Raw genomic sequence first — 19,820 nt, forward strand, 5'->3', positions numbered from 1 at the left:
GGTCAGTCCTCCTCGTCGAATGCGGGCGCGTGCTCGCGGGCGTACTGGACGTAGCTGTTGCTGACGCCCTGGGGCACCATCGGCCACACCATGGAATCGGCGCTGACGACGAAGTCGATCACGACGGGGCGATCGTTCGTCTCGAGGGCGAGCTGGATCGCCGCATCGACCTCGTCCTCCTTCTCGACGCGGATCGCGAGGCATCCGTAGGCCTCGGCGAGCTTGACGAAGTCGGGGATGCGGATCGTGCCGTGCCCGGTGTTCAGGTCGGTGTTGGAGTGGCGTCCGTCGTAGAACAGCGTCTGCCACTGGCGCACCATGCCCAGCGAAGAGTTGTTGATGATCGCGACCTTGATCGGGATGTTGTTGATCGCGCAGGTCGCGAGCTCCTGATTGGTCATCTGGAAGCATCCGTCGCCGTCGATCGCCCACACCACGCGGTCGGGTTCGGCGACCTTGGCGCCCATTGCCGCGGGCACGGAGTACCCCATGGTTCCGGCGCCGCCGGAGTTGAGCCACGCGTTGGGGCGCTCGTACTTGATGAACTGCGCCGCCCACATCTGGTGCTGTCCCACGCCGGCGGCGTAGATGCCCTCGGGACCCGTGAGCTCACCGATGCGCTGGATCACGTGCTGAGGCGCGAGCAGGCCATCGGTCGGGGGCGTGTAGCCGAGCGGGAACTCGTTGCGGAGTCCGTCGAGGTACGACCACCACTCCTCGGTGTCGGGCTTCGCGCTGCCGATCGCGCCGCGGTAGGCGGCTTCGAGGTCGACGAGCACGTCGCGCACATCGCCGACGATCGGCACGTCCGCGATGCGGATCTTCGAGATCTCGGCAGGGTCGATGTCGACGTGCACGACCTTCGCGTTCGGCGCGAAGAGCGCGGCCTTGCCGGTCACGCGGTCGTCGAAGCGGGCACCGAGCGAGATCAGCAGATCCGCCTCCTGCAGCGCGAGTACGGCCGGAACCGTACCGTGCATGCCGGGCATACCCAGGTGCTGCGGGTGCGAGTCGGGGAACGCACCGCGAGCCATGAGCGTGGTCACGACGGGCGCGCCGGTGGACTCGGCGAGTTCGAGCAGTTCGGCGGACGCGCGTCCGCGGATCACTCCTCCACCGACATACAGGACCGGCTTCTTGGCCTCGGCGAGCAGGGCGGCTGCGGCCTGGATCTGCTTGCCGTGCGCCTTTGTGACGGGACGGTAGCCGGGCAGGTCGACCTTGGGCGGCCAGACGAACGGCGCGATCGCCTGCTGGGCGTCCTTCGTGATGTCCACGAGAACGGGACCGGGGCGGCCGGTCGAGGCCACTTCGTACGCGGCGGCGATCGCGCCGGGGATGTCGGCGGCATCCTTCACCAGGAAGGAATGCTTCGTGATCGGCATCGTGATTCCCACGATGTCGGCCTCCTGGAAGGCATCCGTTCCCATCAGCGTCGAGAACACCTGTCCGGTGATCGCGAGCAGCGGCACCGAATCCATGTAGGCGTCGGCGATCGCGGTGACGAGGTTCGTGGCTCCGGGGCCGGACGTCGCGATGCAGACGCCCACCTTGCCGGAGGCGGATGCATAGCCCTCCGCCGCGTGGCCGGCACCCTGCTCGTGACGCACGAGGATGTGACGCAGGTCGGACGCGTCCATGAGCGGGTCGTACACGGGCAGGATCGCGCCACCGGGAAGACCGAACACGTCGGTGATCCCGAGCAGCTCGAGCGAACGGACGACGGCCTCGGCGCCGGTGATCTCGGGTGCGCTGGATTGACGGGCGGGCGGCCTCGGCACAGCCGAGACGGAGTCAGCAGTCATGACTTTCCTTCTGGTGATCTGTAGGGCATCGGATGCCGGAGACGACGATGCTGCGTGCCGAACGAGTCGGGATCAGCCCGTCGTCGCGCCTTCGGCGGCGGACCGCACGAGACGCGAGTACTTGGCAAGAACGCCACGGGTATAGCGCGGGGGAAGCGGCTCCCAGCCAGAGCGGCGGGAGGCGAGCTCCGCCTCGTCGACGAGTAGGTCGAGAGAGCGAGCTGCGATATCGACCCGTATCAGATCACCATCGCGCACGAAGGCGATAGGACCTGCGTCCACCGCTTCGGGTGCTATGTGGCCGATGCACAGGCCGGTTGTGCCGCCTGAGAATCGTCCGTCCGTCAAGAGTAGTACATCTTTTCCGAGTCCCGCGCCCTTGATGGCCGCGGTGATCGCGAGCATCTCGCGCATGCCCGGCCCGCCCTTCGGACCCTCGTAGCGGATCACCACGACGTCACCGGCGTTGATCTCGCCGTTCGCCAGGGCATCCATCGCTCCACGCTCGCGTTCGAAAACGCGTGCGGGGCCCTCGAACACGTCGGCGTCGAAGCCTGCGGACTTCACGACGGCGCCTTCCGGGGCGAACGAACCGTGCAGGATCGTGATGCCGCCGGACGCATGGATGGGGTTGTCGAACGTGTGGATGACGTCGCCGTCGACGGGGTCGGGGTTGAGGTCGTGCAGGTTCTCGGCGACCGTCTTGCCGGTGACCGTGAGCGCGTCGCCGTGGATGAGGCCCTCGTCGAGCATCGCCTTCATGATCACGGGGATGCCGCCGTGGCGGTCGACGTCGTTCATCACGTACTTGCCGAAGGGCTTCATGTCGGCGACGTGCGGAGTCTTGCTGCCGATGCGGTTGAAGTCGTGCAGGCTGAGGTCGATCTCGGCCTCGCGAGCGATCGCGAGCAGGTGCAGCACGACGTTGGTCGAACCGCCGAGCGCCATCGCGAGGGCGATCGCGTTCTCGAACGACTCCTTCGTCAGGATGTCTTTGGTGGTGATGCCCTGGCGCAGCAGGTTGACGACCGCCTCGCCGGAACGGTGGGCGAAATAGTCGCGGCGGCGGTCGGCCGAGGGCGGCGCCGCGGAGCCGGGAAGGCTGAGCCCCAGCGCCTCGGCCACCGAGGCCATCGTGTTGGCGGTGTACATGCCGCCGCAGGCCCCCTCGCCGGGGGCGAAGGCGCACTCGATGCGCTTGAGGTCCTCTTCGGTCATCCGACCCGCACGACAGGCGCCGACGCCCTCGAAGGAGTCGATGATCGTGATGTCCTTCTCGGTGCCGTCGGAGAGCTTCACCCAGCCGGGGGCGATGGAGCCGGCGTAGAGGAACACGCTCGACAGCCCCAGGCGCGCACTCGCCATGAGCATGCCCGGGATCGACTTGTCGCAGCCCGCGAGCAGCACGGTGCCATCGAGGCGCTCGGCCATGATGACCGTCTCGACCGAGTCGGCGATGACCTCGCGTGAGACGAGCGAGAAGTGCATGCCCTCATGGCCCATCGAGATGCCGTCGGAGACGGAGATCGTGCCGAACTGCAGCGGATAGCCGCCGCCCGAGTGCACGCCCTCCTTCGCTCCCTGCGCGAGCCGGTCGAGACTCAGATTGCAGGGCGTGATCTCGTTCCAGCTCGAGGCGATGCCGATCTGGGGCTTGTCCCAGTCCTCGTCACCCATGCCGACGGCACGCAGCATGCCTCGGGAGGTGGTGGCTTCGATGCCGTCGGTGACGACACGACTGCGGGGCTTGATGTCGATGGACGCGCTGGCAGGATCGTGCGGAGACATGCAGGCAGTCTATTCCCGCCCGGCGGCCCGCTCGTCCGCCAGCGCGCCGAGAAGGCGTGCGATGTCGACGGGGCCGTCGACGCGCAGCGCCGCGGCACTCTCCCCCGGGCCGACGCGCACGCCGAGATCGCCCGGCTGCAGCACCCGCATGGCGTCCTCATCGGTGACGTCGTCGCCGGCGAAGAGGATGCCGGTGGCGTGGAACCGCTCGCGGAGCACCCCGATCGCGGCGTCCTTGCCCTCGGTGCGCGACGAGAACTCGAGCACGCGGTGGCCCGAGCGCCGGCGCCAGTGCGGGAACCGCTCGGCCGCGAGCGCGTCGATCTCCGCGAAGAGCTTCTCCTCGGTCTCCCGGTCCGCCCGACGCGTGTGCACGCCCATGCCGAAGGTCTTCGGCTCGAACTCGGCGCCCTCGTAACGGTCGATGATCGGACGGGCGGCCGCCCACAGCTCCTCGCGGGCCCCCTCCTCGGTGGCGTCGCCGGTCGGTGCGGCCTCGCCCTCGCCCGGGAACCAGTACTGCGCACCGTGCGAGCCCGCGAGGGCGACCGGGGAGTCGTCCTCGTGCTCGGTGATGATGCGGAGGTCGTGCAGGCTGCGCCCGGAGACGAACGAGACGATCGTGTCGGGCAGGGCGGTGAGCCGACGGATCTGCTCCACGGTCTCCGGCAGCGCGCGCGCCGCCATCGGGTCGGGTACGAGCGGCGAGGCGACGCCGTCGAAGTCGAGGGCGACGACGAGGCGCTCGGTGCGTGCGAGCGCGCTCAGCTCGGGCGAGGGGGTTCCGGGGGTCCAGGGGCTGGTCATGGGTGTCTCCAGTCGGGTGGGCGGGAAGTGTGAGGGCTCGGCTCAGCGGCGTGCGTCGTCGAGCGCCGAGAGGAACGACGAGGACCAGGCATCCACATCGTTCTCGAGCACGCGACGGCGGAGCGAGCGCATGCGCTTGCCCTGTTCCGCCGGTGTCATCTCGACAGCGGTCATGATCGCGGCCTTGACGCCCTCGATGTCGTGGGGGTTGACGCGCACCGCCTGGCGAAGTTCGTCGGCGGCGCCGGTGAACTCGCTGAGCACGAGCACTCCTCGGTTGTCGACGCGCGTGGCGACGTACTCCTTCGCGACCAGGTTCATGCCGTCGCGCAGGGCGGTGACGAGCATGACGTCGGCCGCGAGGTACAGCGCGACCATCTCCTCACGGGGATACCCCTGGTGCAGATAGCGGATCGCGGTGTGCCCCATCGTGTCGTTGTCGCCGTTGATGCGCCCGACCGCCAGCTCGATCTCGTCGCGCAGGTGCACGTAGGCGTCGACGCGCTCGCGGCTGGGACTCGCGACCTGCACGAGCGTGACGTCGTCGACGCTCAGGCGCCCCTCGGCGAGGAGCTCGCCGTATGCCTTGATCCGGTGACGGATGCCCTTGGTGTAGTCGAGGCGATCGACGCCGAGCAGGATGCGCTTCGGGTTGCCGAGGCTCGCACGGATCTCGGCGGCCCTGGCCTGGACCGCGGGGTTGGCGGCGAGATCCAGGTAGGGCGCGGTGTCGATCGAGATCGGGAAAGCGCGGGCGACGGCCGTCCGGATCGAGCCGTCGTCCTGCGGGACGGCGATGTTCGCGCCCTTGACCTCGTAACGCAGGCGGCGCCGCACCGCGGTGAGGAAGTAGGTGGCGTCCTGCGCGCGCTGGAACCCGATCACGTCGGCTCCGAGCAGGCCCTGCAGCACCTGGTCGCGCCACGGCAGCTGCGCATAGAGGCCGTGTGCCGGGAACGGGATGTGGTGGAAGTACCCGATCGTGACGTCCGGGCGAAGCTCGCGCACCATCTGCGGCACGAGCTGCAACTGGTAGTCGTGGACCCACACCGTGCCGCCTTCAGCGACCGCGGCGGCGGCCGCCTCGGCGAAGCGCCGATTGACGGTGACATAAGCGTCCCACCACTCGCGATGGAACTGCGGGGGCGCGATGACGTCGTGGTACAGCGGCCAGATGGTGTCGTTGGCGAAGCCCTCGTAGTACTCCGCGACCTCCTGCGCACTCAAGGACACTGGGATCAGGTGGATGCCGTCGGCCTCGAAGGGGTCGCGCTCGACATCGGGCTGACCGACCCAGCCGACCCACGCGCCGTGGGTGCTGCGCATCATCGGCTCGAGAGCCGCGACGAGTCCGCCGGGCGATGTGCGCCAGGTCTCCTCCCCGTCGGGGCCTTCGACCCGATCGACGGGAAGACGGTTGGCGACGACGACGAACTCTGCAGCGGCCAAGATGGCTCCTCACACCAGGGGGTACCCCCAGGCTATCGAGGTTCGCGGCCTCGGTTCACCGCGTCACGCCGCGACGATGACGTTCCGCGCACGCGTGCGGCTGAGCACCCAGTTGACGAGACCCGCCGCGAACGCGACCCCGGCCGCGACGATCGGCAGAACGAGCGCCGCCGAGGTGCCGACGTTCTCGGCGAGCTCGCCGGCGACGGCCGCACCGATCGACTGGCCGACGACGATCCCCGACCCGAGCATCGTCATGACCGTCGCCGAGCGTCCGAGCGGGCTGCGCGCAGCGCCGAAGCTGTACTGCGTCACGAGCGTCGGGCCGATGCCGACTCCCATGATGCCGAGAGCGAGCATCATCATCGCGGGAGAATCCACGATTCCGAGCAGGAGCGAGCCAGCGAAGAGGATGCCCGAGAAGACCAGCCACCGGGCGCGGAGCGAGAAGCGGACCGGAAGCCACGCGACGCCGAGCGCCAGAACGGCCGAGCCGACGCCCATCACACCGTAGAGCAGACCCGCCTGTTCGGAGGCGCCGCGGTCCGCCATGAACGACGTCAGCGAGGTGAGCATGGTGCCGAAGAACATGCCGACGCCGAGGATGCCGATCACCACGATGACGAGCTGCGGGCGGAAGAGTTCGGACACCGCCGAGGGGGCCGCTCCGTCCGCCCCGCGCACGGCAGCGACGTGTCGACCGCTCGGGTGGAGGGCGAACGCGCCGACGAAGACGATCGTCAAGACCGCCGCGCCCACGAGGGGAGCCCACGGCGCTATCAGCGACGCGAGGATGCCGACGATGAACGGACCGAACACGAACACCGTCTCGTCGGCGGCGGACTCGTAGGCCATGGTGCCCGAGACCGTACGGGCCCGGCGGGCCTCCGGCATCCGCTCGCTGATCATGGTGACCAGGCGGGCACGCGACAGCGGCGAGACCTGCGGGGCCGTCGCTCCGATCCCCGCAGCAGCGAGGAGCACGAGGCCGTCGACGGCGTCGCCGTAGACGACGAGGGTGAACACGACCATCATCGTGCCGTTCGCGATGGCGAGCAGCAGCAGCACGGTCCGCTGGCCGTAGCGGTCCGCGGCGGCGCCGAGGAGCGGGCCGAAGCACGCGGTGCCGAGGCCGACCGCGGCGGAGGTGAGCCCTCCGAGCGACAGCGATCCGCGCGCCGAGACGACGACGGTGAGAACTCCGACGACCATCATCGCGAAGGGCAGTCTCGCGATGAAAGCGATGAGGAAGTAGGGGAACCCGGCGAGACGGAGGAGGCTCGGCTCGGTGGAGGTGTGTGTCTGGGTCATGGCTCTCGCGCGCCCGCGGACGCGGTGGTCGGGTGCCGCCGCTGTCCGTCGGAGTGCCGACGGCCGGTAGATACACGGTTCTACGATCGCGGACGAGCCGCGACTGAGACCATGATAGCGAGTGCCGATCCGAAGGGGCTGTATGCCCGGCATCCGCGGTTCGTGTCAATCCCCCGCCCCGACCGGGAGTCGGGCGGTAGCGTAGGGGCATGCGCTATCTGTTCAGCACGGGCCTGTTCGGAGCGATCACCACCGGTGTCTCGCTCCTCCGCGGCACCCGCGAGTCCCCCGTCACCTGGCGCGCCGCGCTCGCCTGGATCAGCTGGGCCATCACCTTCGCCCTCGCGATCGGTGCCGTGCGCGACACCCGCCGCTTCGACCGCGGACTCGAGGTCGCCCTGGATTCGCCCCTCGCCCCTGCGCAGGCGAAGCGCGCGAACCGAGACGAGAAGCAGGCGCAGAAGGCGGCGGCGCAGAAGCGCACGCGCCGCCGCTCCTCCTGAGCCCGCGCATCAGCGCGTGAGTATCAACGCGTGAGGATCAACGCCTCACCCTGACCGCCACCGCCGCACAGGCCGACCGCCGCGGTCCCCGAACCGCGACGCGCCAGCACGTGCGCGAGATGCACGACAAGGCGATTGCCCGATGCGCCGATGGGATGACCGATCGCGATCCCTCCGCCGTGGATGTTCACGATCGCGGGGTCCAGGGCGAGTTCGACCTGCGAGCGCGCGACCACCGCGCCGAATGCCTCGTTGATCTCGACCAGATCCAGATCGGACGGTGAGATCCCGTGCTTCTCGCACGCGCGTTCGATCGCGCGCGCCGGCTGCGCCTGTAGGGAGTTGTCGGGCCCGGCCGTCTGGCCGCTCGCGCCGACCGTCACGAGGACGGGCCAACCCTTCTCCGCGGCGAGCGCCCGCGTCGTGACGATGACGGCGGAGGCTCCGTCGGAGATCTGCGAGGAGTTGCCCGCCGTGATGGTGCCCCCTTCCGCGAATGCGGCACGGAGTCCGGCGAGGGACTCGACCGTGGTGTCGGGTCGCACCCCTTCGTCCGCGGTGACGAGGACGGGTTCGCCGCGGCGCTGGGGCACCGAGACCGTCACGATCTCGTCGTCGAACACGCCCGCAGACTGGGCGGCGGCCGCACGCTGATGAGACATCGCGGCGACGGCATCCTGAGCATCGCGAGTGAGCTCGTATCGGGCGTTGTGCCGCTCGGTGGATGCGCCCATGCTCTCGCGATCGTACGCATCGGTGAGGCCGTCGTAGGCCATGTGGTCGAGCACCTCGACGCTGCCGTACGTCCATCCGTCGCGTGACCCCATGAGCAGGTGCGGGGCGCGGGTCATCGACTCCATCCCGGCCGCGACGACCACCTCGGCGTCGCCGGTGCGGATCATGCGAGCGGCGTCGATGATCGCCGTGAGACCCGAGAGGCAGACTTTGTTCACAGTGTGCGCGGGCACGTCCCAGCCGATCCCCGCGCCGATGGCCGCCTGGCGCGCTGCGTTCTGCCCCGACCCGGCCGAGAGTACCTGCCCCACGATGACCGCGTCGATGTCGCCCGGGTCGATGGATGCCTGTTCGAGCGCTCCTCGGATCGCGAAGGATCCCAACTGCGGCGCGGTGAACGCCGCGAGCTGACCCTTGAGACGACCCTGCGGGGTGCGGGCGGCGGAGACGATGACGATATCGGTGTCGTGCATGTCCTTCAGCCTCTCAGACCGGTGAGCGCGGGCGACAGTGTCAACGGGGGCTCGGTGGCGGCGATGACCTCTTCGGCGGTGACTCCGGGGGCCGTCTCGACGAGCACGAGGCCGGCCTCGGTCACATCGATCACGGCGAGGTCGGTGATGATGCGGTCGACCACCCCCCGACCGGTGAGCGGCAGGGAGCACCGATCGACGATCTTGGCGGATCCGTCCTTCGCGACGTGCTCCATGAGCACGATGACGCGTGCGGCGCCGTGCACGAGGTCCATCGCCCCACCAGGACCCTTGACCATCTTCCCGGGGATCATCCAGTTCGCCAGGTCTCCGGTAGCCGACACCTGCATGGCACCGAGGATCGCGGCGTCGATCTTCCCTCCGCGGATCATGCCGAAACTCGTCGCCGAGTCGAAGAACGCCGATCCCGCCAGCACGGTGACCGTCTCCTTACCCGCGTTGATGAGATCGGGGTCGACGGCATCCTCCGTCGGGTACGGGCCGACGCCGAGGATGCCGTTCTCGGACTGCAGCACCACGGTGACGCCCGTCGGTACGAAGTTCGGGACGAGGGTGGGAAGCCCGATGCCGAGGTTCACATACGAGCCGTCCTCGAGCTCGGCGGCGGCGCGGGCGGCCATCTGGTCTCGGGTGAGCGCCATGTCAGACTCCTTCCGTGGCGACGGTGCGTCGCTCGATGCGCTTGGGGATGTCGGTTCCGACCTCGACGATCCGGTGCACGTACACCCCGGGCAGATGCACGCTGTCCGGGTCGATCTCGCCGGGTTCGACGAGGCGCTCGACCTGCGCGATGCAGACGCGACCCGCCATCGCGGCGAGCGGGTTGAAGTTGCGCGCGGCCTTCGTGAACACGAGATTGCCGTGACGATCGCCGACGGCAGCGTGCACGAGGGCGAAGTCGGTGGTGATCGCCTCCTCCAGCACGTACTCGCGGGCGTCGTCCCCCTCACCGAAAGTGCGCACGTCCTTGGCGGGCGAGGCGACGGCGATCGTGCCGTCGGGCGCGTACTTGCGCGGCAGACCTCCCTCGGCCACCTGCGTGCCGACACCCGTCTGCGTGAAGAAGGCGGCGATCCCCGATCCCCCGGCACGCAGCTTCTCGGCGAGGGTTCCCTGCGGCGTGAGCTCGAGCTCGAGCTCACCGGTGAGGAACTGACGCTCGAACTCCTTGTTCTCGCCCACGTACGACGACGTCATCTTGCGGATGCGGTGCGCTCCGAGCAGGACGCCGAGGCCCCAGTCGTCGACACCGCAGTTGTTGCTGACGACGCTCAGGTCGGTCGTGCCCTGCGCGAGGAGCGCTTCGATGAGGGCGATGGGGTTGCCGGAGAGGCCGAACCCGCCGACGGCGAGGGAGGCTCCGTCGGGAATGTCGGCGACCGCCTCCGCGGCAGAGGGCCAGTGCTTGTCGATCACGCGTACTCCTTCGAACGGGCGTTGGATCCAGCTTGACCGTCGCGCGGTGGGAGCGACAGCGGATGCTTGCGATGTGGACGTATCGCCGCGTAGCGTCCACATTATGGAACGAGCATCGACGAGTGTGCCGGGAGCGCAGGCCATCGCACGCGCGGCCGGACTCCTCCGCCTCGTCTCGGGTGGGCGTCCCGAAGGAATGGCGCTCCAGGAACTCGCCCATGCCGCCGACCTGTCGAGATCGACGACGCACCGCCTGCTCAGCGCGCTCCGCGCCGAGGGGCTCGTCGATCGGGACGACACGACCGCCCGCTGGATGCCGGGACCCGAGCTGTACCTCATGGGCAATGCCGCAGCCGCGCGTTACGACGTCACCGCCCTCGCTCGCGACATCGTGCGCTCGCTCGCCGTCAAGACCGAGGAGAGCGCGTTCTTCTCGGTACGACGAGCCGATGAGACGGTCTGCCTGCTCCGCGAGGAAGGAGCCTTCCCGATCCGTTCGTTCGTGCTCAGCGAGGGCGTCCGCTTCCCCCTCGGAGTGGCGAGCGCCGGCCTCGCGATCCTGGCCTTCCTCCCCGACCACGATGTGGATGCGTATCTCGGTCGGCATCCGGAGCTCTCGTCGACGTGGGGCCGCCCGCACTCGCAGAAGCCGCTACGTGCACGCCTCGCCGAGACGAAGGAGCGCGGCTTCGCGGTCAATCCGGGCCTCATCGTGGAGGGCAGCTGGGGCATCGGCGCAGCCGTGTTCGATCGCCACGGCCGCCCGGAGTGGGCGCTGAGCCTGACGGGTGTGGAGTTCCGCTTCGGGCCGGACCGCCTCGCGCATCTCGGCCGTACCCTCCTCGCCCACGCCCACGAACTCTCGGCACGTATCGCGGGCGCTCGACACTGATCTCGCATTGCATACCATCAGGTATATACTCATTGGTATGCAACGTTCGGAAGTGATCCCCTCCATCGTGCTCTCGGCCTATGCGCTCGGTCGCATCGCCGCGCAGGATGCCGGCAACGAGGCACCCGCTGCTCAGTGGCGCGTGCTCAGCCTGCTCGGACGACAGGGCGCCTCGAGAGTCGGCGAGCTCGCCGCCGCCGCTCGCACCACGCAACCGGGAATGACCCGCCTGGTCGGCGCGCTCGAACGCGACGGACTCGTGAGCCGCTCCCCCGACCCCGCCGACTCCCGCGCCGTGGTCGTCGAGACGACGGACGCCGGAGCCCGCGCCCTCGCCGCCTGGCGCGACGAGTTCCGCGACACGCTCGCGCCGCGGTTCCACGCCCTCGACGACGTCGACTGGGCGACCCTGACCCGCGCGGCCGAGATCCTCGCCGCACACACCGACCCCGCCGACGTCACCGACCGAAAGGACTCCTCGCAGTGAACACGACCGCCACCCCCTCCGTCTGGAAGCAACCCGCGCAGGTGTGGGCCGTCGCCTTCGCCTGCGTCGTCGCGTTCATGGGCATCGGACTGGTCGACCCCATCCTCCCGGCGATCGCGGAGTCCCTGCAGGCCTCGCCCGTCGAGACCGAACTGCTCTTCACGAGCTATCTGCTCGTCACCGGGCTCGCGATGCTCGTCACGAGCTGGATCTCCAGCCGGATCGGCGCGAAGGCCACCCTCCTCATCGGACTCGCACTGATCGTCGTGTTCGCCCTGCTCTGCGCGCTCAGCGGCAGCGTCGACGCCGTCATCGGCTTCCGGGCAGGCTGGGGGCTCGGCAATGCGCTCTTCATCTCCACAGCCCTCGCGACGATCGTCGGCGCGGCGTCCGGTGGCAGCAGCGCCGCGATCATCCTCTACGAGGCGGCACTGGGCCTCGGCATCGCGATCGGCCCGCTCCTGGGCGGACTCCTCGGCGAGATGAGCTGGCGCGGACCGTTCTTCGGCGTCGTCGCCCTCATGGCGATCGCCTTCGTCGCCGTCCTCGTGCTCCTGCGCGGCCCCGCCGAGAAGCGGACTCCGGTGCCGTTCTCCGCACCCTTCACCGCGCTCCGCCGCCCGGCTCTCGCGATCCTCGCCGTCGCCGCCCTGTTCTACAACATCGGCTTCTTCGTGCTCCTGGCCTTCTCGCCGTTCCCCCTCGGATTCGGCGCACTCGGAATCGGCTTCACGTTCTTCGGCTGGGGCGTCGCACTCGCGATCACGAGCGTCTGGGTCGCTCCGCTCCTCATGCGCCGGATGCCGCGGACGCGCATCATCGTGACCGTGCTACCACTGCTGGCCGTCGACCTCGTCGCGGCGGGCTTCCTCGCCGGCAGCCCCTCGACCCTCGTGGTGTGCATCATCATCGGTGGCCTTCTGCTCGGCATCATGAACACCGTGCTCACCGAAGCCGTCATGGAGGCCACCGACCTCCCCCGCTCGGTCGCCTCGTCGTCGTACTCGGCGGTGCGCTTCCTCGGCGGCGCGATGGCTCCTCCCCTCGCCGCGCTGCTGTGGCACTCGTTCAACGTGACGGTCCCGTACCTGTTCGCCGCGGCATCCGTCCTGATCGCCGCGCTCGCGGTCTTCCTGGGACGGCGCGCACTCGCCCACATCGACTCCCACGGCACGGTTCCCGCCGCCGAGGACGCCCAGGCGATCCTCGTCGGCGACGCCGCCTGAGCATGCCTCCGGGAGTGTCGCGCCGCCGCGATCGCCGCGACACTCCCGGGGGTGCGGACTCGATTTCGCACCGCGTCGATCCCCTGGTAATGTAATTCCTCGGTCGGGGTCATCCCGGGCCACGCACCTCTAGCTCAATCGGCAGAGCAACTGACTCTTAATCAGTGGGTTCTCGGTTCAAGTCCGAGGGGGTGCACGGATCAGCCTCGTAGACTCTCGCCAGTCTTCGGGGCTTTTCTGCTTTTCGGGCGCGTCTTCTCGGCTACGACACCGGAGGTCACGCGCCGATCGAGGCCCTCGGCACGGGCGACTACGCTGGTGGCGTGACCGCCATCCCCCGCGCATCCGACTTCCGCAGCGACCTCGAGCTCGCCCTGCGCCTGGCCGACGCGGCCGACGCGCAGTCGCTCCCCCGGTTCGACGCCGCCGACCTGAAGATCTCGACCAAGGCCGACAACTCCCACGTCACCGACGCCGACCTCGCGACCGAACGTGCGATCCGCGACATCCTCGCGACCGAACGCCCGGAGGACGGCATCTTCGGCGAGGAGTTCGGCGCCGAGGGCGACGCGCACCGGCAGTGGATCATCGATCCGATCGACGGCACGGCGAACTTCCTCCGTGGCGTGCCGCTGTGGGGCACGATGATCGCCCTCGCGGTCGACGGCGTGCCGCAGGTCGGAGTCGTCAGCATGCCCGCGCTCGGTCGGCGCTGGTGGGCCTCTCCCGACGAGGGCGCGTGGACGGCGACGGAGAGCGAGCCCCACCGCTTGCAGGTTTCCTCCGTCTCCTCACTCGACGACGCCAGCGTCAGCTTCCAGAGCATCGCGCAGTGGGCGGATGCCGGACGCGTCGACACTCTCATCGCCCTCGCCGACCGGGTGTGGCGCGACCGCGCGTACGGAGACGTCTTCTCGTACATGCTCCTGGCCGAAGGCCGCCTCGACATGGTCGCCGAGTTCGACGTCAAGGAGTACGACATCGCGGCGGCGGTGCCGATCGTCCGCGAAGCCGGCGGCACGATGACCGACTACGCGGGTGCCGAGACGATCTCGACGCGCTCGACACTCGCCACCAACGGCATCCTCCACGACGCCTTCCTCACCTTCCTGCACCCCTGATCTCCTCGAGGCTCGCGATGACCCCTCCCCGCATCGTTTCCATCACCGCCGGAGCGGCGTTCCTCCTCGTCGCTCTGACGGCCTGCTCCGCCCCCGACGAGGCCGCTTCGCCCCCGACGCCCGATTCCGCGTCGCCGGCCCCGCAGGCGAGCGTCGAGCCCACCGCCACGCCGGATCCCGAGCCGACCTCCGCAGCATTCACGTGCGAGTCGATGATCTCGTCCGGCACGGTCGCCGCACTGACCGAAGCGGGGTGGACGGCCGAGACCAAGGACTTCGTCATCGGTGACACCACGATCCCGGAAGACGACGGCCTCCTGTGCTTCTGGGGCGACTACGCCGTCGCCTCCGATCACGGCCAGCTCTACGGCTGGGCCGAGATGAGTGCGAGTGCGGCGAGCGATGCGCAGACGTCGCTCCTGGCCTCCGGCTGGCATCGTGAAGACGGAGCGGAAGGCGTGTACATCACCGAGGACCCGCAGTACGCGATGGGCACCGACGACGACGGGTACGGCATGACCTACCTGTTCGGCGACGGGTGGGTGAAACTCGCCGATACGAAGCAGGGCCTCATCCTCATCGAAGGCGCCCGCTGACGGCACTCCATTGCGGATGCCGGTCAGCCGGGAGACAATCGGCCCATGAGCGAACGCAACGACGAAGCGAACACCGACGCGATGCTCGACCGGATCGCGACCCGATTCCCCGACGTCCCGCGGGAGAGCATCGAACACATCGCGCACGAGGAGCATGAACGCCTCAGCGGCGGGCGCATCCAGGACTACGTGCCGGTGCTCGTCGAGAAGGAGACCGTCGAGCGTCTGCGCACCGGAGCGATCCCCGTGCAGACACCGATCCCCGAGGATTCCTGAACGCGTCGATGACGGCCACGCATCACATCCGCTGAAAAAGGGCAAGGGAGGAGACGGGGACGACTCGACATGGTGCTCTGAACGTCAGCGACGCACACCGCGCCGCGGAAGGAGCGAACATGTCCGACCCGTTCTCCACTCCGCTCGCACCGGGCGAGCAGCCCACCAGGCCCGAGCCGCTCGACCCCACACCGGGCGAGCCTCTCGCCCCCGTTCCTGACGAGCCCCTCGCTCCGAACCCCGAGGAGCCGTTGGCGCCGAACCCGCAGGAACCGACGATTCCGCTCTAGGCAGTGGCCTCGACCATCATCCGACTGACGGAGGGATAAACATCATGAACGCAGGCAGCGACCGCAACGACATCAGCACGGAGCAGTCCCCGGCCCCTGAGGGCAACGACAATCTCGGCGCAGAAGACGCCAAGGGAGAGCCGCCCACGGTCCCGCCGACGCACGGCGACGACGTGTCGGCGGAGAAGTAGCCGGTACCGCGCCACGAAGAAGGCCCTCGGACTCCCACACACGGTGGGAAACCCGAGGGCCTTCTCCTTCGCGACAGCGACCTGGTGGAGCTGGGGGGAATCGAACCCCCGTCCAACGCTGAGTCTCCACGCCTTCTCCGGGCGCAGTCTGTGAAGACGTTCTGCTCGGCTCCAACCTTTGTCACAGACACCTAAGTCGACGAGCCCAGCCTGGGAAGAGTCCCACGTGGCGTCCAGACGCCACCACGCAGCAAGATTCCTAGATGACGCCAGGATCCGTATCGGAATCACATACGGCCTGACGGACTATCGGGCTCGCTTATGCAGCGAGGGCGAAGTCGTTGCGCTTGGTTTCGGCAACTATTGTTTTGCAGAGAGCGTTTACGAGATAACTCTGCATCCTCGGCCCGCTTCTCGTGGATTCACAGGCGCTGTCGAAACCGATCAGCCCCGTGGTCCTTCTCTCGAAGGAGCCGCTGTCGCACTGTGGAGTTTTCATCCGGATGCCGTGGCACCCAGCTTCACAGGATACAACGGATCCTGCGCACCTGCCATTCCCGGCGCTGATCAGTCGCCTTCATCCGCCCGTCGGGTGCCTGGCGTAGAGTCGGCCCCATGAGCGATGTCACCGTCACCGTCCGCGGCGAGCACGAGGCGCGGGTCGCGCCGGAGCGCGCCACCATCCGCGTCACCGTCCGCTCCGAGGGCCCCGATCGGGCGGCTGTCGTCGATACCGTCATGCGTCTCGCCGAACCTCTGCGCATGAGCATCACCGAGCGCAGCGACGCTCAGACGGTCGTCGACTGGTCGAGCAAACGACTCTCCGTGCGCGCCGAGCGCCCGTGGAACAACGAGGGAAAGCGACTTGCTCCGGTCTACTACGCGAGCATCGACTTCACAGCGACGTTCACCGAAGCATCCGAGTTGTCGATCTGGGTGTCCGACATCTCCGCCTGGGACGGCGTCGAGGTCGGCTGGGTCAACTGGCATCTCACCCCCGAGACGCGCGCTCGGGTCGAGCGCGAGGTCGCCGCGGCAGCCGTCGGGGTCGCCGTCACCCGTGCCGAGGCCTACGCCGGCGCCCTCGGACGCGAATCGGTGACGCCCGTCGAGATCGCCGACGCCGGACTGATCTCGAACCGCGAGGCGCAGCCTGCGGCCCCCATGCTGAAGGCGCGCGGAGCGGCCTTCGCCATGGCGGACTCATCGCCCGGGATGGAGTACGAGCCGGAGGAGATCGTCGTCTCCGCCACGGTCGAGGGGCGCTTCATCGCCTCCTGACCGCGGCGGACGGCCTCAGCTCGCGTAGGGCGCGAGATCGGCGGCGAGACGTTCCGACACCCGGGCGTGCACCGCGGTTCCCTCTTCTCGATGGTCCACGGCGAGCAGCATCCCGGTCTCGTGGATCGCGGCGACCAGGTCGCCCCGGTCGTACGGAACGACCGCGTGCACCTCGACGGCGGGCTTCGGGAGCGCCTCCTCGATCGCGGCACGCAGCTCGGCGATGCCCTCCCCCGAGCGCGACGACACGAAGTGCGCCTTCGGCTCGAGACCGCGAAGCACGAGTCGCTCGTCGTCATCGATCAGGTCGGCCTTGTTGAAGACCACGAGCTCGGGCATGTCGCGCACCCCGACGTCACCCATCACGTCTCGCACGGTCTGCAACTGACCGGCCGGATCGGGATGCGAGCCGTCGACCACATGGAGCACCACATCGGCGTCGCCGACCTCTTCGAGCGTCGAACGGAAAGCCTCGACGAGCTGATGCGGCAGGTTGCGGACGAACCCGACGGTGTCGGTCAGCGTGAACACGCGGCCGTCAGCGGTCTCGGAGCGGCGGACGGTCGCATCCAGCGTCGCGAACAGCGCGTTCTCGACCAGCACGCCGGCACTCGTCAGGGCGTTGAGCAAGCTCGACTTGCCGGCGTTCGTGTAGCCGGCGATCGCCACGGAGGGAATCGTGTTGCGCTTGCGCTCCGCGCGCTTCGCCTCGCGAGCCGGAACGAAGTCACGGATCTGACGGCGCAGAAGCGCCATCTTCGTGCGGATGCGTCGGCGGTCGAGCTCGATCTTCGTCTCACCGGGACCGCGCGAACCCATTCCGGCACCACCGGCACCGACCTGTCCGCCCGCCTGACGGCTCATGGAGTCACCCCAGCCGCGCAGACGCGGAAGGAGGTACTCGAGCTGGGCGAGCTCGACCTGGGCCTTGCCCTCACGGCTCTTGGCGTGCTGGCTGAAGATGTCGAGGATCACGGTCGTGCGGTCGATGACCTTGACCTTCACGACGTCCTCGAGCGCACGTCGTTGGCTCGGAGCCAGTTCGGTGTCGGCGATGACCGTGTCGGCACCGACAGCGGCCACGATGTCTTTGAGCTCCTGGGCTTTGCCGCGACCGAGATAGGTGGCGGCATCGGGGTGGGGCCGACGCTGCAGCACGCCGTCGAGCACCACTGCGCCTGCGGTCTCGGCGAGGGCCGCGAGTTCGCGCAGGGAGTTCTCGGCATCCATCTGCGCCCCCTGAGGGTAGACACCGACGAGAACGACGTTCTCGAGACGGAGCTGCCGGTACTCGACCTCCGTGACGTCTTCGAGCTCGGTCGAGAGACCGCCGACGCGACGAAGCGCATGACGATCCTCCAGGTCCCACTGATCACCGTCCGATGCGGCGTGCGCCGCCGTCGACCGATCCTGCAGCGCCTGTGCTGCTCCGAACACGCGGACTTCCGAGCGACTCTCGGCATTCGCGAGCACGCGATCCAGCGCGTCGCCGTCTTCGTGCTGTGTGGTGGTTTCCGTCATCCGTCCCTGATCTCTTGCTTTCGTTTCGAGCCTTAACCTTAGCCCGCGCTCTCCGGTACGCTCACCGTATGGGGTCCGATCACTACTTCACTGCGGCCCCGGCCAGTCCTGAGAACCTGCGAACGATCCGTGTGACGCTCGCAGGCCGCGAGCTCGAACTCACCACCGCCGGCGGTGTCTTCAGCCCGGATCGTCTGGACGCCGGTACGTCAGTGCTTCTCGCCAACATGCCTCCCGTTCCTCCGGGGGGCAATCTTCTCGACCTCGGCAGCGGCTGGGGCCCCATCACGCTGTCGATGGCTCTCGCCGCGCCGCATGCGAAGGTCTGGGCCGTGGATGTCAATGAGCGTGCCCTCGATCTCGTGCGCCGCAACGCGGCATCCCTCGGGCTCACCAATGTCAACGCGTCGTTGCCCGAGGATGTTCCCGCCGACGTGACCTTCCGGACGATCCGCTCGAACCCGCCAATCCGCGTGGGTAAGAACGTTCTGCACGATCTGCTCGAGAAGTGGGTGCCACGGCTCGACGAGCGCAGCGACGCCTGGCTGGTCGTGCAGCGCAACCTCGGCGCCGACTCCCTCCAGCGTTGGATCGGCTCGACGTTCCACCCCGGCTTCACCGTCTATCGCACGGCGACCAGCAAGGGATACCGGGTGCTCAAGGTGCGCAAGCACGGGTCTCCCCCGACCGAGCCCATCACGATCGCCTGACGCGTCACCGACCGTTCGCCGGCTCGCGGGCGGAGCGCTGTGCTCAGGCGAGTTCGATCTCGCCGTGGAAGGCGAGCTGAGCGGGGCCGGCGAGGGCGACGTGCTCTCCGTCCTCGGCGGCGAACATCCGCACGCCGAGCGTTCCGCCGGGAACCTCGACGCGCCAGTTGTCGGGTGCCTGCTCGCCCGCCCAGTGGCGAACGGCGAGAGCCGTGGCGGCCACACCCGTTCCGCAGCTGAGCGTCTCCCCCACCCCACGCTCGAAGACCCGCATGCGCACATGGCCGATACCATCGCGGACCAGGGGTTCGCCCGGCACGACGAACTCGACGTTGGCGCCGGTGGGCGGGAGCGGGTCGAGCAGCGGCGGTCGGTGGAGATCGAGAGACGCGAGCTCCGCCTCGCTCGCGACGGCCACGACGACGTGCGGATTCCCTACGTCGATTCCCAGCCCCGGCCGGGTGACGGCGAGGCCGCTGGCGGTCACCAGTGGATCGTCGCCGTCGAGGCGCCAGCGGCCGAGGTCGACCTGGTACCCGTTCTCGCTGCGGGTGACGTCGCGCACCCGGGCGCGCGTTCCGATCGGGAGCGTCGACCCCGCCTCGATGACGGCGAGCCCCGCCCACAGGAGGTAGTGCGCGAAGACACGGATGCCGTTGCCGCACATCTCGGCGATCGAACCATCGGCGTTGCGGTAGTCCATGAACCACTCGGCATCCGGCTCCTCGGCCAGCGATGCAGCACCGTCGGCGATCGCTGCGGAGCGGACGACGCGGAGCACACCGTCGGCACCGATACCGAAGTTGCGGTCGCAGAGCGCTGCGACCTGATCGGCGGTGAGATCGAGAGCACCGTCGGGGTCGGCGATGATGACGAAGTCGTTGCCTGTGCCGTGACCCTTGGTGAATGCGACCATGCTCC

The 19,820-nt window shown here is 68.8% G+C and carries 21 protein-coding genes, 1 tRNA gene and 1 other RNA gene; 12 read left to right on the forward strand and 11 right to left on the reverse strand.

What is annotated here, in order from left to right; all coding sequences use genetic code 11:
- Positions 1-2: 2 nt before the first annotated feature.
- The 5 genes from ACIQTT_RS03570 to ACIQTT_RS03590 all read right to left on the reverse strand — a co-directional run bounded on the left by ACIQTT_RS03570 (position 3) and on the right by ACIQTT_RS03590 (position 7,160).
- Positions 3-1,805, reverse strand: a complete 1,803-nt coding sequence (locus ACIQTT_RS03570; RefSeq protein ID WP_402786090.1) for an acetolactate synthase large subunit — start codon at positions 1,803-1,805, stop codon at positions 3-5.
- Positions 1,806-1,877: 72 nt separating this feature from the next.
- Entirely contained in the window at positions 1,878-3,593 is a 1,716-nt protein-coding gene (ilvD, locus tag ACIQTT_RS03575; RefSeq protein ID WP_402786094.1) for a dihydroxy-acid dehydratase, read from the reverse strand.
- Positions 3,594-3,602: 9 nt separating this feature from the next.
- Positions 3,603-4,400, reverse strand: a complete 798-nt coding sequence (otsB, locus tag ACIQTT_RS03580; protein WP_402786097.1) for a trehalose-phosphatase — start codon at positions 4,398-4,400, stop codon at positions 3,603-3,605.
- A gap of 42 nt (positions 4,401-4,442) precedes the next feature.
- Positions 4,443-5,849, reverse strand: coding sequence for a trehalose-6-phosphate synthase (locus ACIQTT_RS03585; RefSeq protein ID WP_402786100.1), 1,407 nt, complete (start codon positions 5,847-5,849; stop codon positions 4,443-4,445).
- A gap of 63 nt (positions 5,850-5,912) precedes the next feature.
- The gene (locus ACIQTT_RS03590) at positions 5,913-7,160 is read right to left on the reverse strand and encodes an MFS transporter (RefSeq protein ID WP_402786103.1); all 1,248 of its coding nucleotides are present in this window, start codon (positions 7,158-7,160) and stop codon (positions 5,913-5,915) included.
- Between the two features lie 209 nt (positions 7,161-7,369).
- Here ACIQTT_RS03590 and ACIQTT_RS03595 point away from each other — a divergent pair, with 209 nt between their 5' ends.
- On the forward strand, positions 7,370-7,663 hold the full coding sequence (locus ACIQTT_RS03595) for a hypothetical protein (RefSeq protein ID WP_247622673.1): 294 nt from the start codon (positions 7,370-7,372) through the stop codon (positions 7,661-7,663).
- A gap of 23 nt (positions 7,664-7,686) precedes the next feature.
- Here ACIQTT_RS03595 and ACIQTT_RS03600 read toward each other — a convergent pair whose 3' ends face one another.
- The 3 genes from ACIQTT_RS03600 to ACIQTT_RS03610 are packed head-to-tail and all read right to left on the reverse strand — an operon-like array spanning position 7,687 to position 10,308.
- Positions 7,687-8,871 (reverse strand): acetyl-CoA C-acetyltransferase, encoded by a 1,185-nt coding sequence (locus ACIQTT_RS03600; RefSeq protein WP_402786108.1) that lies wholly within the window; start codon positions 8,869-8,871, stop codon positions 7,687-7,689.
- A gap of 5 nt (positions 8,872-8,876) precedes the next feature.
- Positions 8,877-9,533 (reverse strand): 3-oxoacid CoA-transferase subunit B, encoded by a 657-nt coding sequence (locus ACIQTT_RS03605; protein WP_402786111.1) that lies wholly within the window; start codon positions 9,531-9,533, stop codon positions 8,877-8,879.
- 1 nt (position 9,534) lies between these two features.
- Positions 9,535-10,308: a CoA transferase subunit A gene (locus ACIQTT_RS03610; protein ID WP_402786114.1), complete on the reverse strand. Its 774-nt coding sequence runs from the start codon at positions 10,306-10,308 to the stop codon at positions 9,535-9,537.
- Positions 10,309-10,411: 103 nt separating this feature from the next.
- Between ACIQTT_RS03610 and ACIQTT_RS03615 the strand changes: the two genes are divergently transcribed.
- From ACIQTT_RS03615 to ACIQTT_RS03655, 9 genes are all read left to right on the forward strand, one after another.
- A complete protein-coding gene (locus ACIQTT_RS03615) occupies positions 10,412-11,200 on the forward strand; it encodes an IclR family transcriptional regulator (RefSeq protein ID WP_402786117.1) in 789 nt (262 codons plus the stop codon).
- A 37-nt stretch (positions 11,201-11,237) separates the two neighbouring features.
- Entirely contained in the window at positions 11,238-11,687 is a 450-nt protein-coding gene (locus ACIQTT_RS03620; RefSeq protein ID WP_402786120.1) for a MarR family winged helix-turn-helix transcriptional regulator, read from the forward strand.
- Positions 11,684-12,913, forward strand: coding sequence for an MFS transporter (locus ACIQTT_RS03625; RefSeq protein ID WP_402786123.1), 1,230 nt, complete (start codon positions 11,684-11,686; stop codon positions 12,911-12,913). Before ACIQTT_RS03620 ends, ACIQTT_RS03625 begins: the two co-directional genes overlap by 4 nt.
- A gap of 123 nt (positions 12,914-13,036) precedes the next feature.
- A tRNA-Lys gene (locus tag ACIQTT_RS03630) sits at positions 13,037-13,109 on the forward strand.
- A 127-nt stretch (positions 13,110-13,236) separates the two neighbouring features.
- Positions 13,237-14,034 carry an inositol monophosphatase family protein gene (locus ACIQTT_RS03635; RefSeq protein ID WP_402786126.1) on the forward strand — a complete coding sequence of 266 codons (798 nt, stop codon included), beginning with the start codon at positions 13,237-13,239 and terminating at the stop codon, positions 14,032-14,034.
- A 17-nt stretch (positions 14,035-14,051) separates the two neighbouring features.
- The gene (locus tag ACIQTT_RS03640) at positions 14,052-14,630 is read left to right on the forward strand and encodes a hypothetical protein (RefSeq protein ID WP_402786129.1); all 579 of its coding nucleotides are present in this window, start codon (positions 14,052-14,054) and stop codon (positions 14,628-14,630) included.
- Positions 14,631-14,675: 45 nt separating this feature from the next.
- Entirely contained in the window at positions 14,676-14,906 is a 231-nt protein-coding gene (locus tag ACIQTT_RS03645) for a three-helix bundle dimerization domain-containing protein (RefSeq protein WP_402786132.1), read from the forward strand.
- 119 nt (positions 14,907-15,025) lie between these two features.
- Entirely contained in the window at positions 15,026-15,196 is a 171-nt protein-coding gene (locus ACIQTT_RS03650) for a hypothetical protein (protein ID WP_247622689.1), read from the forward strand.
- A 44-nt stretch (positions 15,197-15,240) separates the two neighbouring features.
- On the forward strand, positions 15,241-15,387 hold the full coding sequence (locus tag ACIQTT_RS03655) for a hypothetical protein (RefSeq protein WP_402786135.1): 147 nt from the start codon (positions 15,241-15,243) through the stop codon (positions 15,385-15,387).
- 82 nt (positions 15,388-15,469) lie between these two features.
- Here the strand turns inward: ACIQTT_RS03655 and ssrA are convergent.
- Positions 15,470-15,839: a transfer-messenger RNA gene (ssrA, locus tag ACIQTT_RS03660) on the reverse strand.
- 163 nt (positions 15,840-16,002) lie between these two features.
- Between ssrA and ACIQTT_RS03665 the strand changes: the two genes are divergently transcribed.
- Positions 16,003-16,668: an SIMPL domain-containing protein gene (locus ACIQTT_RS03665; RefSeq protein WP_402786137.1), complete on the forward strand. Its 666-nt coding sequence runs from the start codon at positions 16,003-16,005 to the stop codon at positions 16,666-16,668.
- A 15-nt stretch (positions 16,669-16,683) separates the two neighbouring features.
- Here ACIQTT_RS03665 and hflX read toward each other — a convergent pair whose 3' ends face one another.
- A complete protein-coding gene (gene hflX / locus ACIQTT_RS03670; RefSeq protein WP_402786139.1) occupies positions 16,684-18,189 on the reverse strand; it encodes a GTPase HflX in 1,506 nt (501 codons plus the stop codon).
- Between the two features lie 68 nt (positions 18,190-18,257).
- Between hflX and ACIQTT_RS03675 the strand changes: the two genes are divergently transcribed.
- Positions 18,258-18,899 carry a class I SAM-dependent methyltransferase gene (locus tag ACIQTT_RS03675; RefSeq protein ID WP_402786141.1) on the forward strand — a complete coding sequence of 214 codons (642 nt, stop codon included), beginning with the start codon at positions 18,258-18,260 and terminating at the stop codon, positions 18,897-18,899.
- Positions 18,900-18,942: 43 nt separating this feature from the next.
- On the opposite strand, the gene dapF is transcribed toward ACIQTT_RS03675, so the two are convergent.
- Positions 18,943-19,815 (reverse strand): diaminopimelate epimerase, encoded by an 873-nt coding sequence (dapF, locus tag ACIQTT_RS03680; protein WP_402786143.1) that lies wholly within the window; start codon positions 19,813-19,815, stop codon positions 18,943-18,945.
- Between the last annotated feature and the right edge of the window lie 5 nt (positions 19,816-19,820).

Source organism: Microbacterium sp. NPDC090225 (assembly GCF_044772365.1).
GTDB lineage: Bacteria > Actinomycetota > Actinomycetes > Actinomycetales > Microbacteriaceae > Microbacterium.

Coding starts and splice junctions, on each gene's coding strand:
- ACIQTT_RS03655 (WP_402786135.1), top strand. CDS start 15,241: ATGAACGCAGGCAGCGACCGCAACGACATCAGCACGGAGCAGTCCCCG.
- ACIQTT_RS03650 (WP_247622689.1), top strand. CDS start 15,026: ATGTCCGACCCGTTCTCCACTCCGCTCGCACCGGGCGAGCAGCCCACC.
- dapF (WP_402786143.1), bottom strand. CDS start 19,815: ATGGTCGCATTCACCAAGGGTCACGGCACAGGCAACGACTTCGTCATC.
- ilvD (WP_402786094.1), bottom strand. CDS start 3,593: ATGTCTCCGCACGATCCTGCCAGCGCGTCCATCGACATCAAGCCCCGC.
- ACIQTT_RS03570 (WP_402786090.1), bottom strand. CDS start 1,805: ATGACTGCTGACTCCGTCTCGGCTGTGCCGAGGCCGCCCGCCCGTCAA.
- otsB (WP_402786097.1), bottom strand. CDS start 4,400: ATGACCAGCCCCTGGACCCCCGGAACCCCCTCGCCCGAGCTGAGCGCG.
- ACIQTT_RS03595 (WP_247622673.1), top strand. CDS start 7,370: ATGCGCTATCTGTTCAGCACGGGCCTGTTCGGAGCGATCACCACCGGT.
- ACIQTT_RS03615 (WP_402786117.1), top strand. CDS start 10,412: ATGGAACGAGCATCGACGAGTGTGCCGGGAGCGCAGGCCATCGCACGC.
- ACIQTT_RS03645 (WP_402786132.1), top strand. CDS start 14,676: ATGAGCGAACGCAACGACGAAGCGAACACCGACGCGATGCTCGACCGG.
- ACIQTT_RS03640 (WP_402786129.1), top strand. CDS start 14,052: ATGACCCCTCCCCGCATCGTTTCCATCACCGCCGGAGCGGCGTTCCTC.
- ACIQTT_RS03605 (WP_402786111.1), bottom strand. CDS start 9,533: ATGGCGCTCACCCGAGACCAGATGGCCGCCCGCGCCGCCGCCGAGCTC.
- ACIQTT_RS03665 (WP_402786137.1), top strand. CDS start 16,003: ATGAGCGATGTCACCGTCACCGTCCGCGGCGAGCACGAGGCGCGGGTC.
- ACIQTT_RS03590 (WP_402786103.1), bottom strand. CDS start 7,160: ATGACCCAGACACACACCTCCACCGAGCCGAGCCTCCTCCGTCTCGCC.
- hflX (WP_402786139.1), bottom strand. CDS start 18,189: ATGACGGAAACCACCACACAGCACGAAGACGGCGACGCGCTGGATCGC.
- ACIQTT_RS03620 (WP_402786120.1), top strand. CDS start 11,238: ATGCAACGTTCGGAAGTGATCCCCTCCATCGTGCTCTCGGCCTATGCG.
- ACIQTT_RS03600 (WP_402786108.1), bottom strand. CDS start 8,871: ATGCACGACACCGATATCGTCATCGTCTCCGCCGCCCGCACCCCGCAG.
- ACIQTT_RS03675 (WP_402786141.1), top strand. CDS start 18,258: ATGGGGTCCGATCACTACTTCACTGCGGCCCCGGCCAGTCCTGAGAAC.